General features: G+C 37.3%; 10 protein-coding genes. 5 read left to right on the forward strand and 5 right to left on the reverse strand.

What is annotated here, in order from left to right; all coding sequences use genetic code 11:
- Positions 1–395 precede the first annotated feature (395 nt).
- Positions 396–1,262, reverse strand: coding sequence for a YitT family protein (locus tag AAIB49_RS09730; protein ID WP_343457962.1), 867 nt, complete (start codon positions 1,260–1,262; stop codon positions 396–398).
- A gap of 116 nt (positions 1,263–1,378) precedes the next feature.
- On the opposite strand from AAIB49_RS09730, the gene AAIB49_RS09735 reads away from it, so the two are divergent.
- Positions 1,379–1,993 carry a hypothetical protein gene (locus tag AAIB49_RS09735; RefSeq protein WP_343457963.1) on the forward strand — a complete coding sequence of 205 codons (615 nt, stop codon included), beginning with the start codon at positions 1,379–1,381 and terminating at the stop codon, positions 1,991–1,993.
- Between the two features lie 29 nt (positions 1,994–2,022).
- Here the strand turns inward: AAIB49_RS09735 and AAIB49_RS09740 are convergent, their stop codons facing one another.
- Positions 2,023–2,799 (reverse strand): hypothetical protein, encoded by a 777-nt coding sequence (locus tag AAIB49_RS09740; protein ID WP_343457964.1) that lies wholly within the window; start codon positions 2,797–2,799, stop codon positions 2,023–2,025.
- A gap of 204 nt (positions 2,800–3,003) precedes the next feature.
- A complete protein-coding gene (locus AAIB49_RS09745; protein ID WP_343457965.1) occupies positions 3,004–4,602 on the reverse strand; it encodes an esterase/lipase family protein in 1,599 nt (532 codons plus the stop codon).
- A 382-nt stretch (positions 4,603–4,984) separates the two neighbouring features.
- Between AAIB49_RS09745 and glcT the strand changes: the two genes are divergently transcribed.
- Both glcT and ptsG read left to right on the forward strand, forming a co-directional pair.
- A complete protein-coding gene (glcT, locus tag AAIB49_RS09750; protein ID WP_343457966.1) occupies positions 4,985–5,830 on the forward strand; it encodes a glucose PTS transporter transcription antiterminator GlcT in 846 nt (281 codons plus the stop codon).
- A gap of 176 nt (positions 5,831–6,006) precedes the next feature.
- Positions 6,007–8,064 (forward strand): glucose-specific PTS transporter subunit IIBC, encoded by a 2,058-nt coding sequence (gene ptsG / locus AAIB49_RS09755; RefSeq protein WP_343457967.1) that lies wholly within the window; start codon positions 6,007–6,009, stop codon positions 8,062–8,064.
- A gap of 73 nt (positions 8,065–8,137) precedes the next feature.
- Here the strand turns inward: ptsG and AAIB49_RS09760 are convergent, their stop codons facing one another.
- Both AAIB49_RS09760 and AAIB49_RS09765 read right to left on the reverse strand, forming a co-directional pair.
- Positions 8,138–9,880 (reverse strand): sensor histidine kinase, encoded by a 1,743-nt coding sequence (locus tag AAIB49_RS09760; RefSeq protein ID WP_343457968.1) that lies wholly within the window; start codon positions 9,878–9,880, stop codon positions 8,138–8,140.
- Positions 9,877–10,593 (reverse strand): response regulator transcription factor, encoded by a 717-nt coding sequence (locus tag AAIB49_RS09765; RefSeq protein WP_343457969.1) that lies wholly within the window; start codon positions 10,591–10,593, stop codon positions 9,877–9,879. The genes AAIB49_RS09760 and AAIB49_RS09765 overlap by 4 nt, the downstream gene beginning before the upstream one ends.
- A gap of 215 nt (positions 10,594–10,808) precedes the next feature.
- Here AAIB49_RS09765 and AAIB49_RS09770 point away from each other — a divergent pair, with 215 nt between their 5' ends.
- Positions 10,809–11,732, forward strand: a complete 924-nt coding sequence (locus tag AAIB49_RS09770) for an ABC transporter ATP-binding protein (protein ID WP_343457970.1) — start codon at positions 10,809–10,811, stop codon at positions 11,730–11,732.
- Positions 11,725–12,675 carry an ABC transporter permease gene (locus tag AAIB49_RS09775; RefSeq protein ID WP_343457971.1) on the forward strand — a complete coding sequence of 317 codons (951 nt, stop codon included), beginning with the start codon at positions 11,725–11,727 and terminating at the stop codon, positions 12,673–12,675. The genes AAIB49_RS09770 and AAIB49_RS09775 overlap by 8 nt, the downstream gene beginning before the upstream one ends.
- The last annotated feature ends 54 nt before the right edge of the window (positions 12,676–12,729 follow it).

Below are 12,729 nucleotides of genomic sequence, written 5' to 3' on the forward strand. Positions count from 1 at the left end.
AGTGCGTCAGTGCCCTAAATGAGGAAGGGGAGCGAAAAAAGGTCACAGAGAGAGTGCGTCAGTGCCCTAAATGGGGAAGGAAAGTGAAAAAAGGGCACAGAGAAGGGGTGTCAGTGCCCTAAATGAGGAAGGAAAGCGAAAAAAGGGCACAGAGAGAAAGTCTCAGTGCCCTAAATGAGGAAGGAAAGCGAAAAAAGGTAACAGAGAAAGCCTCTCAGTGACCTAAAAGTGTAAGCAGAGTTCAAAAAGGTAACAGAGAAAGCCTCTCAGTGCCCCAAATGTGTAAGCAGAACCCAAAAAAGCCAACAGAGAAAGTTCCTCTGTTACCTAGATGTACCTAAATCCCCAATAGAGGTAATGGAGATAATTCCTCTTTTTATATGAGGTTACATTAATTAATGAATTGCACTCTTGAATTTACCACCATGTGCTTCTTGCGCATCAATAATGGTTATAAATGCTTTTGGATCGGTTTCATATACAATCGATTTTAATTTTGCTATTTCGAGACGTGTTAAGACGACAAATATAACTTCTTTATCCTCTTCTTTGTACCCGCCTTTACCATATAGGTTCGTAATCATACGCCCAAGTCTTTCCTGAATGGCTTCACCAACATCGGCATATTCATTGGTAACAATTACAGCCGCTTTTGTATCACCAGTGAGTCCTTGACCAACGAGGTCAATCGCTTTAGAGGCAATAAAGTATGTGATGATGGAGAACATGGCTTGCTCCCACCCTAAGACAAATCCTGCCCAAGCGAAAATGAAAATATTAAAGAACATAACGAATTCGCCAACTGAAAATGGTAGTCTGCGAGCAAGTAGAATTCCAAGAATTTCCGTACCGTCTAAGGCACCACCATTACGAATAACGATACCTACACCAATACCAAGGATGAGACCTCCAAAGACAGTCGCAAGTAATGGTTCCTCTGTTAGGGCTGGAACATGGTGTAAGGTTGGTTCAATTAATGCTAGGGCAATGATACTAAATAGGGATGCAATAACAAAACTTTTTCCAATATATTTATAACCAGCGATTAAGAAAGGGAGGTTAATGATAAGTATTAGAATACCGAAGTTAAATCCAGTTAAATTATTTGTTATTAAGGAGATACCTATTACTCCACCATCTATAATGGTATTTGGTACTAAAAATAATTCCAATGCCACAGCAGCTAATGTTGCGCCGATGAGCATCATAATATAGCGACGAATAATACTAGGTATAGATTCCTTTTTATGCTGTTTTCTCATTGGATACACCTTCTTAACTAAATTTCAAAATAATGTTACGTTTATAGTATACATGAAATAGCTTTATGATGCGTTGTTAAAGTAGACAATCACGGTAATCTAATGGGGGAATTAAAATGGATATTTGGTATGCTAGTTATGGATCTAATTTGATGAAAGATAGATTTTTAGCCTATATTTATGGGGGAAGGCCACCAGGATCGAATCAATCGGAACAAGGATGTCGAGATAAAACGGCACCAAAGGAAAGTGAGCGAATTGATATACCATTTCCACTTTACTTTTCTAAAGAGCGAAGTAAATGGGGCGAAGGTGGGGTAGCATTTATCGGGACAGATGCTTCGAGTGAAGAAAAAACTATCGGGAGAATGTATTTAATAACGGAAGAACAATTTTATGATGTTGTATCCCAAGAAAACAATGGACTACAAGTGGAATTAGATTTAATGGAAATAGAGCGTAAAGGATATGTCGATATTCATCATGGTTGGTATAATCGCATGGTGTACTTAGGGAAGAGAGACGGTGCTCCAATCTTCACCTTTACGAGTAGTCTGCCAATAAACCATGTTACGTTTACTAAACCGTCCGTAGCCTATTTATCTGTCATTGCATTTGGATTAATGGAACTTGGACTTGGGGAAGACGAAATAGTAGATTATTTAATGGCTAAAGAAGGTATTCAAGAAGAATTTACTAAAGCTTCATTACGAAAATATATCCGTAAATGAAAGAGGAGTTTGGTTCGCCAAACTCCTTCTTATAATCTTACCTTTATTCTAGATTGTTTATCGCCCTTATAATAAAAAACCCCTTCTATAATCCGCGTATCAGGAAACTCCAAGCTATCCCAATAATATTTCAATGCTTGCGCTTGATCTACTATTTTGTTGAAGTTTTCTAAAGCAAGGATAGAGTTGACATTTAACTCATATCCTTCATCGATATAAGTAAGGAAAAGCTTTAATTTCTCATAGGTTAGTCGATTATTATGCTGGAAAACAGCTGGGTAAAGAACAGCTCGATAGTTTTGTAATTTTGGATATTTCGCTATGGAATTGATGAGTTGAATACGATTATGTTTTATCGCAAGGTCCTTATATTTTTCAGGTATGGTTGAGTCAAATAGTAGCTGGTAAATGTCTTCTTTGGTACATTTGGTATGTTTGCAAATACTGGCTATATCGTTACGGGTTTCCTTGAGCAAAAGAATAATATATTCGTATTTCAATCTATGATTCACTTTTTCTTGCATGCAGGACTGAAATAATTGGTATTTCCATTCTAACAAGGTGATATGTGGATTAGTTATGATATAGACCGGAATGCTTCTACGGAAATCTATTAAGTATAGCTTATTATAAGCTTCAATCCCCTTTGCGAGTAGGAAGTCGTTATGTTGGTTTCGAATAACATGAATATGTGGGATATGGGCTTCCGTATCGTTATGATATGCATATCGACTAGGTGGAAGAGCATTCGTGTGACGGGCTATAATTTTCTGAAACGGAACCCATTCGATCCGGATTATATCCAATTGACTCGGGCCCCCTTTCTTTTGTTTGTAAAAGATATGAATAGGATACATTGTCCTATACCATTATTATGATTTTATCAATGCATTCAGAGCTCAAATGTTGTTAAAATACATGTAATGAATCTAGAAAGGGATTAAGTAATTTCCGCTCCAATGTCATACGCGGGTGTCTGACAAGGGATTTTACATCGGAATGAAGGGTAGTTATTTTACGTATACAGAATCTATTATAGTCCGCTTGAATTTCTCCCCACTTTTTGTTCGTCCTTCTATGTCAATGGTAATGTTATACACTTCATCTCGGTTATGGAACGGAATTAACTGTGATAAGTTTGGAGTACCTTGAACCGTGAAGCTCTTCTTATTGGATGGATTATTCGATTGGGTGATCTCGTAAGTAGCCTTTACGGAATTTTCTTCTACAGAATGACTATTTGCTTGTAATTGATAAATCATTTCATTAGATTGAACGATTCTAGTATTCGAACGATATGCCAATTTAGTTGGGGAATCAAAGGTTGCGACTAATAGGTAGGCGTCTTCTTCTTTAGCTGTTAATTGTAAGGACCATTCTCCACTTTCTGGCTCATCAAGTGAAATGACATGCTGGATTGCACCTAAGAAGATGCCATCGTTTATCTTGGTTGATTTCATAGTAGGTGTAGTTATTTTTCCAGAAGGTGAAACGAGTTTAATATCTGCGAGATAATTGGAAGTCATTAGGTTTAAGGCGAGGTCGTTTACATCGTTTTCTACTGTAATAGCGATATTTGTTTCTTTGCCTGAAAGTAGAGGTCCTCCATCAACCCATTGGTTGTAGTTTGGGGTGCTTCTATCTATTGTATCCATGATTTGCTTAGTTGGCGAACCATTGGACGTGCTATTGAATAAGTAAGGTAGAAAAATAGGGAAGGTTATCCCACTTCTGATAGAGGTGTGATTCCAGTCTCCAATTGAGATCTGCTGTCCTCCTGGTAAAACACTGCTCGCTGCTGTAACAACGCCATCATTTGCTCCATATTGGGATAGATACACCCCTCCGAACCATGTAGAAGAAAATACAGAACCCCAGCTTGTTCCACCTAATGTGTAGTAACGATTATGGTATGCCCTAGGTTCATGATCGATTTGACTTCGGAAGTTTGCCATGTTACCCATTTGCAAGGCATATGTACCATCTCCCTGTGCCCCAAGTAAATTAGCGAGCCAACCTGCTCCTGAGCTATAAGCCAAATCTGCTAATTGAGAGCCATGATGCGGACTAGATAGGGTGATGACATTATCGACATATTGCCAAGCATCATAATAGGTTAATGCAGTCTGGGTATCTACACCGCCTTTGCTATAGGCGACGACTGTGATTTTCTTTCCACCAAAGTGATTCGAAATTTCTGCTATTTTTTCCGCAAGTAGTGCACCATTATCCCACATATCTGCCGAGGTACCGCCAGCATCATATAGTTGGATGAAGGCTGTTTGATAGCCAGCATCATAGGCGGTTTGGTACATATCATTGTCAGTCCAAAAGATTTGGGCAACATTATTTAGTCCTGGGACAAAGAGTAATACAGGATTATTGGGGTCAAGATTTGGTGGTGTTGCGCCACTATACCATTCACCTGGAGTTTCCGTGTTACCATTGCTGGCTTTACCGGTAATAGAGAAGTTTGGCTCAGATTGGTTGTGTGGAGTAGGATCAGGTATTTCTGTTGATTGACTCGTTTTGGCAGTAGTGGATACCGGAAGTGCTAAACCGAATGCAAGCATACAAATGATAAAGACCATTGAAAGCTTTTTACCCATTCTATTCCTCCTCATAATTAGTCCTTTTTCATTTTATTCAGATGAAAAAGGATTCATGAGGGATGGAGGTTGGGAAAGTTGATAGACCGGTAATAGAGGACAAGGTTATATATAAAATGCTAAACTACCCCACCACCATTTATACGTACTAAAGTCAACCTCGTCGATGGATAAGGAAGTAATTCTCTCGTTTTTCTCTATGATAGCGTTAACTTGAATCAATGTCATTACTCCTTCTTCAGAAAGTAGCTTTTATTTAAAAAGTTTGCTCTCAACCACTACATTTATGTATGATATAAATTTGTGTGGGAATCATTTAGTACGAATTAGATAAAGATATGGTTGACGGACAAGTGTTTGAGGGGAAAAGGAGTCGGAGGTTTTGAGAATTTATACTGTCATAAAGGCGTTAAATAATAATGTCATTATTGCGTTAAATAATGATAACCAAGAGGTTGTCTTAATTGGAAAAGGGATTGGTTTTAACAAGAAAAGAAATGATATTATTCAGGAAGATACAGTTGAGAAGCTTTTTGAACTCCGTAATAAAGCGGAACAAGAAAATTATAAAAAATTACTTCCTAGTATGGAGGATTCGACACTAGAAGCTATTATCACCGCTATAGAAATGATTAAGCGAAGATCAAATACATTAATAAATGAAAAAGTGCATGTCGCCTTAACCGATCATATCCTATTTGCTATTACACGCTTAAAGCGAGGAATGGAAATTACGAATCCATTTTTATCAGAAACAAAAGCACTGTATCCTTTTGAATATGAGCTTGCTTCAGAAATAGTAGATAATATGAACCAGTCTCTGGATATCCAGTTGCCAGAGGGAGAAGTAGGATTTATTGCCCTGCATGTTCATAGTGCCATCACCGATAAATCCTTATCTGATTTAAGTGTATACTCTAATTTACTTTCTCGGTTAACTCGTACAATAGAGGAACAATTAAAGATAGACATTGATCGCGAGGGAATTGATTATCTCCGTCTAGTACGTCATATTCGTTACACCATTGAACGTGTTATAAATGGGGAAAAAATGGAAGAGCCTATGAAGTTAGCTAACCTATTGAAAAAAGAATACCCTATGTGTTATAATCTGGCATGGAAGCTTATCAAAATGATGCAGCAAACGTTAAAGAAACCTGTATATGATGCAGAGGCTGTTTATTTAACCATGCATTTACAGCGTTTAGCAATTAAATATGACTCATAATCTTACGTGTTACTGATTCGATCAGGCATGAGTAGAGAATTGATGAAATGAGAAGAAGTGGGAAAGCTAATCCTAACTTCTTGTTTCCTATCTCTATTCATGCCTTTTTTGTTTGTCTAACTTATTCTTTATCGTTTGCTGGGACAAGATATGTTTGATCACAGAGGAGGATTTTTATGTTTAAAAAGGCTTTTGGTGTTTTACAGAAGGTTGGTAAAGCACTTATGTTGCCTGTGGCACTATTACCTGCTGCTGGTTTATTACTAGGGCTAGGTAATGCCGCTCAGCAAGAAACAACACTTAATTATCTGCCATTTCTAAATGCAGATTGGATTCAGCTAACAGCAACTGTTATGGAGGATGCCGGTAATATTATCTTTACTAACCTGGCATTAATCTTTGCTGTTGGTGTCGCAATTGGCCTAGCAGCGGATGGGGCTGCTGGACTTGCTGCGCTAGTTGGTTATTTAGTAATGAATCAGGTTATGGGATCTTGGATTGGCGTAACCGAAGAAATGATTGCAACCGATCCGAGTTATGCAAGTGTATTAGGGATACCGACCTTGCAAACAGGGGTATTCGGGGGAATAATAGTCGGTTTAATTGCCGCCTTTGCCTATAATCGGTTCCATGATATTGAAATGCCATCATTCCTTGGATTCTTTGCTGGTAAGCGTTTTGTTCCTATTGCGACAGCAGTATTTTCATTCATTGCTGGATTAATCTTAATGCTTATTTGGCCACCAATTCAAACAGCGATGAACAATGCTTCGTATTGGTTGATTGAGGAAGGAACCTATTTAGCAGTATTTATGTTTGGATTTATTAAACGTTTATTAATTCCGTTTGGCTTACATCATATTTTCCATGCGCCATTCTGGTATGAATTTGGTTCTTATACTACTGCTGCTGGAGAGATTGTTCGTGGAGATATGACGATTTTCTTCGCACAGTTACGTGATAATGTTGAAATCACAGCCGGTAATTTTATGGCTGGGGAATATCCGATTATGATGTTCGGACTACCTGCTGCAGCACTAGCTATGTATCATGCTGCTAGACCAGAACGGAAAAAGCTTGTTGCTGGTTTATTAGCTTCAGGGGCATTAACCTCATTCTTAACGGGTATTACGGAACCATTAGAATTCTCATTTATGTTTATATCACCATTTCTATTCTTAATCCATGCGATTTTAGATGGATTATCATTTATGATTATGACCTTCTTAGGTGTTAATATTGGTTATACATTCTCTGGTGGGTTTATTGACTTTGCCCTATTTGGAATCTTACCTGGTAAAGAGCCTTGGTGGCTAGCTATTATCGTTGGGGTTGGCTTTGGTGTCCTTTACTACTTCTTATTCCGCTTCTTTATTAAGAAGTTTAACCTGATGACACCAGGACGTGAGGAAGTAGAGGAAACTACTGAATCAAAAGGTGAAGTAGGAGACCTAGCGTACAATGTATTAGAAGCTATGGGTGGACAAGAAAATATCGCACATTTAGATGCATGTATTACAAGACTACGTGTTTCTGTAAATGATATTGGCAATGTAAATAAAGACGAGTTGAAAAATCTGGGTGCTGCAGGTGTGTTGGAAGTTGGGGATAATATCCAAGCTATCTTCGGTCCACGCTCTGAGATTATTAAAGGGCAAATGCAAGACATTATGTCTGGTAAAAAGCCTCGCCCAGCACAAAAGGTTGACCTAGATAAAGAAGTACAGCAACAAATCGAAGAAGTAAATCCGGAAGCGTTACAAAATACCAATGTGGAGGAAGAATTTATTGCGCCGATTAAAGGTGAAATTGTTCCAATTACGGAGGTTCCCGATCAAGTATTCTCTGGGAAAATGATGGGGGATGGATTTGCTATTAAGCCAGTTGACGGTCTTGTTGTTTCACCGGTTAATGGTAAAGTCATCAATGCATTCCCAACAAAGCATGCTTTAGGAATTCTTTCTGAAGGTGGAAGAGAAGTTCTGATTCACTTTGGCTTAGATACAGTAAATCTAAAAGGTGAAGGATTTGAACTGTTAGTAGAAGAAGGCGATACCGTGAAAGCTGGTCAGCCACTATTAAAAGTCGATCTAGCTTATATTGAAGAACATGCGACATCTTCTATTACGCCAATTGTTTTCACAAACTTGAAAGAAGGAGAACAGGTTGTCATAGTAAAACAAGGTAGTGTCTCCATCGAAGAAAAAGGTATCGTTAAAATAGAAGCAAATTAATGTAAAAAAAAGAGGGAAAACAGGATGGTCATGTCATCCTGTTCTCCCTCTTTATTTTATTATATTCTAATCATTACTCAGCTGATAATGGTAATGTGACAGTTACAGAAGTCCCTTCGTTAACTTTAGAATCAACTTGAACTTTCCCTCGATGAGCAACCGCAATTTGTAATGCTATACTCATTCCTAAGCCAGTGCCTTCAATTTTCTCGTCTGTATTTGTTCCCCGATAATAACGATCAAATAAATGTTGTTTCGTTCTTTCGTCCATTCCAACTCCATCATCTTTAATCGTAAGCTGTAGCTGATTAGAAGTAGTTTTATCCAACATAATCTCAATTTTTGTTCCAATCGGATTATGTTTAATGGCGTTATAAATAAGATTATTCATTAGTCTTTCAAACAGGCGTTTATTAATCTCGACCTCAACATCCTTTTCTAATGGTATAAAGGATAAGGAGTACCCCTCAATCGTCCGATCCTGTTTATATTTCTGAATTAATTCATTCATTAATTGGTTTATCTTTCTCTTCTCCAAAAGTATGGTGGCAGATTCGTTTTTCAATTGGAAGCTCAACGTAAAGTCTTCAATGAGTCTAAGCATATACTCACTCTTATTCTTAATGGTTTCACCAATTTCAGCCAATTCTTCCTTCGACCAATCATACTGACTACTTTCTAGTAAATTTCCATATCCTTGCATGGTTGATAGTGGTGTGCGTAGGTCATGTGATATGCCTGCCATCCACTCCTCCCTTGACCTCTCTAATTGTTCTCTTTCTCTTTTGGAGTGGTCTAGTTTTTCAGCCATTTCATAAAATGCCTGGAATACTTCCTTAAATAATCGGTACCTGATCTTAAGCTTGCCATTTCTTTTGTACACCTGTTTCTTCTCTTGCGCCGTTAGTACTTCTCCGTACTCTTGATTTCCCATCCTGCTTAACCAATTCGAAAAGATAAACAGCGGGTGACCATAGCGAAAACCATTCCATATGGATATCATGATCGTAATAAAAAGTACGATAATTCCTGTAATAGCAAACGTAATACCAAGGTCATGATATTGTTTTAACTCAAGCTCTTTTGCATTATCGTTCGGAGTATAAAGTACCCATAATGTATCGGATTCAGGATCTTTATAGAAATATTGGTTCGTAGAGAATGTATTTGGGGAAGACTCCCTTAAGAATACATTTAACGGTTTCTCTTTAACCTTTATATCCTTACCGATTGTCAGAAGGAGTGTTTCATTGGAGTCAAAAATCTCCAACTTCCCATTACTCTCGTTCAGTATCTTCTCCACTTCTGGAATGTGAGAATCTGGAATTTGGCCATTTTCTCCATAATCTTCAAGGATAGTTTGCAATAAATGATTCCCGAAATCTTCATAACCTAATAGAAATAGATATTTCTTTTCATAAAAGGTTTCCAAATAAAAAGCTAAGGAATACCCATTTATCTCCTTTGTTTGCTTCATTGTAATTAAATCATATTGACTATAATGATTCGGAATATTATCGGGCACGTTTCCTGACTCTGTTACATTCCCGTTCTCATCTATAATTTGTACCCATACCTCCTGTTCTTCTAAATTATCATCCCATCCCTCCGCCATCTGTAAATCACGTAAGGAATTTCCCGTGTCCATGGAAATAGATTCGAGCATGGCTTGATAATAATTTTGTTCCGAATAATCCTTCGTAAAAAAAATGACTGCGAACATCAACGTAATCAAGATAAGAAATAGCATCGTTGCAGCTATTAAAATAAATTGAAATAAGAAATTAAGAAATAACCGCCATCTTAACTTTTTCATGATGAGATTTCCTTTACAAGCTTATATCCAAGACCTCGAACAGTAACTAGGTATTCCGGATTACTTGGCTCTAGTTCAATTCTTTCTCTAATTCTTCTAATATGTACGGAAACCGTATTATCATCTACATATCGATCGAATCCCCATACCGCTTCTAATAAAGCGGATTTCGAAAATACGGTATTGGGATGTTTGCAGAAATAAAGTAATAGTAAGTAGACTTGTGTCGGACAACTAATTACTTGTCCATCCACGATTAATTCACCAGCATTTTCATCCAAGACGAATCGTCCATAATCATACCGTTTAGGATGACTGGAATCACTACTAGTATCTGGCTTTGTTTCAATTCTTCTCATATGAGCCTTAATTCGAGCTGCAATTTCGAGAGGATTAAATGGCTTGGTGACATAGTCATCCCCACCTGTTGCAAAGCCTGTAAGTACATCTAAGTCCGATACTCTAGCGGTTAGGAATAGTATATAAGCATTAGACCGCTGCCTAATGGTCGGACAAAAATCAAATCCACTTCCATCTGGAAGCATGACATCAAGAATAATAATATCAATCGTATGATGGTCTAAAATTTTTAACGCATCGTTACCTGTGTGGGCTTTATAAATATTATGGAACCCCTCTTTTTTTAACATTGTTTCTAACATGGTTACAATTGATTGCTCGTCATCGACGATTAAAATCGTTGTATTATCCATCTTTGTCCCCCCATGTATGAAGCTTTACTCCACTTTATGATACCATTTGAAGTTTACCATTAGTTGAACAAAATACGTAAAAATTTATCCATTGGTAAATAAACGTTCAATTGATAGAAACCTGTTGCTGGTAAGATATTGGTAGAACTTTAGCATGCGTTTGGTGAAAATCAACCAGCGCAATATTCTGATGAATAGGGCAAGGAGGAGAAAATTTGACAAAAACAGCGATGAAGTTAATTAATCTGCAGAAATCGATAGGAAAGAAACAAATTATTAAAGGATTGAACTTTGAAATTCAATCTGGTGAGGTGTTTGGATTTCTCGGACCGAATGGTGCTGGTAAAACTACAACGATTCGGATGATGGTAGGCCTCATGAAAATCTCGAATGGGGATGTGCAAATATTAGGGAAAAGTATAAAAGATAATTACAAAGAGGCGATACGTGAAGTTGGAGCCATTGTAGAGAATCCAGAATTATATCCATTTATGACAGGGTTACAAAATTTAAATCATTTTGCACGGATGATGCCAGGTATTACTAGGGAAAGAATTCAAGAGGTTATTTCGTTAGTAGGACTGGAAAAAGCAATTAATCAAAAAGTCGGAAAGTATTCACTGGGGATGCGTCAGCGTTTAGGAATTGCGCAAGCATTATTACATAATCCATCTGTATTAATCTTAGATGAGCCTACAAATGGACTTGACCCAGCTGGTATTAGGGAGATTCGCCAATACATTCGGAAATTAGCTACGGAACAAAATGTTACGATTATCATCTCAAGCCATTTATTGTCCGAGATAGAACTGATGTGTGACCGAATTGGTGTTATCAAGAATGGGGAACTTGTAGCGATTCAGTCTGTCAAGCCGGCTACCAATGTAAAAGATTCTACCATCCAGGTGCAACTTGAAGCAAAGCCTGCCAAAAAGGCTGTTGAACTAATTCAAAATGTTCATCATATGGATACTCTGTTTGAAAGTGGCTTGATAAAATTCGCATGTCCTAAAGAACAAATCCCAATCCTCATTCAAACATTGGTAAAAGAAGATATCTCTATATACCAAGTAGAAGTATCGAAAACGTCTTTAGAGGATAAATTTTTTGATTTGATAGGGGAGAATACAATTGGTTAAATTTTTCAGGCTAGTTCATAATGAAGTGCACAAAATATATATACAAAAATCGACCTGGGTTATGTACATCCTACTCGCTTTAATTGTTTTGGCAGGGGCAATTATCAATCTTACTACAGATTTAGTCGTAAAAGATTATGATGAGAACAATTGGCGAGAGGAATTGCAAGCGGAGAATACGGAACTCATGGAGGAAATAGAAGAGATCGGGATCCTCGGTGATATTAATACGAGTCTAATTGAACAAAATAATTATTACTTAGAACATGATATTCAACCGCCTGGATATGGAGCATGGCAATATGTACTAGAGAATGTATTTCTAGTATCGCTTATTAGTTTATTTACGATCATTGTAGCAGCTGGAATTCTTGCAAATGAATTTAAGTGGGGAACCATTAAACTCATTCTAATTCGACCTATTTCTAGAGCGAAAATACTATTATCTAAGTATGTCGCAGTATTGTTATTTGCTATTTACACACTTATTTTTCTCGTAATCTTTTCACTAATTGTCGGAGCATTATTCTTTGGTATTGACGGTCTTAACCCATATATGGTAGTGGAAAAAGCAAGTGGCTTAGAATATGCACCAATTTTAAAAGAAGTAGCGGTAGGATATGGGCTTAAAGTTGTGAATCTTGTTATGATGGCTACATTTGCCTTTATGATATCTAGTATCTTCAGGAGTAGTGGAATTGCAATTGGAACAGCAGTGTTTTTAATGTTGGCAGGTAATTCGATTGTCTTATTCTTTGCAGAGCATAGTTGGTCTAAATATATTTTATTTGCCAATACAGATTTGAGCCAATATTTAAATGGTAGTGAACCTTTTATTGAAGGAATGAGTTTAACGTTTTCTTCTATCGTGCTGGGTATCTATTTTGCTATATTTATTATTGCTTCTTGGCTTGTATTTACCAAGCGTGATGTAGCTAGTTAATGGATTGACTATAACCGTGTTAACCTACAGAGTAGACACCCCACCTAATTAATA

It is taken from the genome of Ornithinibacillus proteolyticus (genome assembly GCF_039581225.1).
GTDB classification, from domain to species: domain Bacteria; phylum Bacillota; class Bacilli; order Bacillales; family Amphibacillaceae; genus Ornithinibacillus; species Ornithinibacillus massiliensis.

Bases quoted from the DNA above. Each gene is read 5' to 3' on its own strand.
- AAIB49_RS09730 (WP_343457962.1), bottom strand. From the start codon at position 1,262: ATGAGAAAACAGCATAAAAAGGAATCTATACCTAGTATTATTCGTCGC.
- AAIB49_RS09735 (WP_343457963.1), top strand. From the start codon at position 1,379: ATGGATATTTGGTATGCTAGTTATGGATCTAATTTGATGAAAGATAGA.
- AAIB49_RS09745 (WP_343457965.1), bottom strand. From the start codon at position 4,602: ATGGGTAAAAAGCTTTCAATGGTCTTTATCATTTGTATGCTTGCATTC.
- ptsG (WP_343457967.1), top strand. From the start codon at position 6,007: ATGTTTAAAAAGGCTTTTGGTGTTTTACAGAAGGTTGGTAAAGCACTT.
- AAIB49_RS09760 (WP_343457968.1), bottom strand. From the start codon at position 9,880: ATGAAAAAGTTAAGATGGCGGTTATTTCTTAATTTCTTATTTCAATTT.
- AAIB49_RS09765 (WP_343457969.1), bottom strand. From the start codon at position 10,593: ATGGATAATACAACGATTTTAATCGTCGATGACGAGCAATCAATTGTA.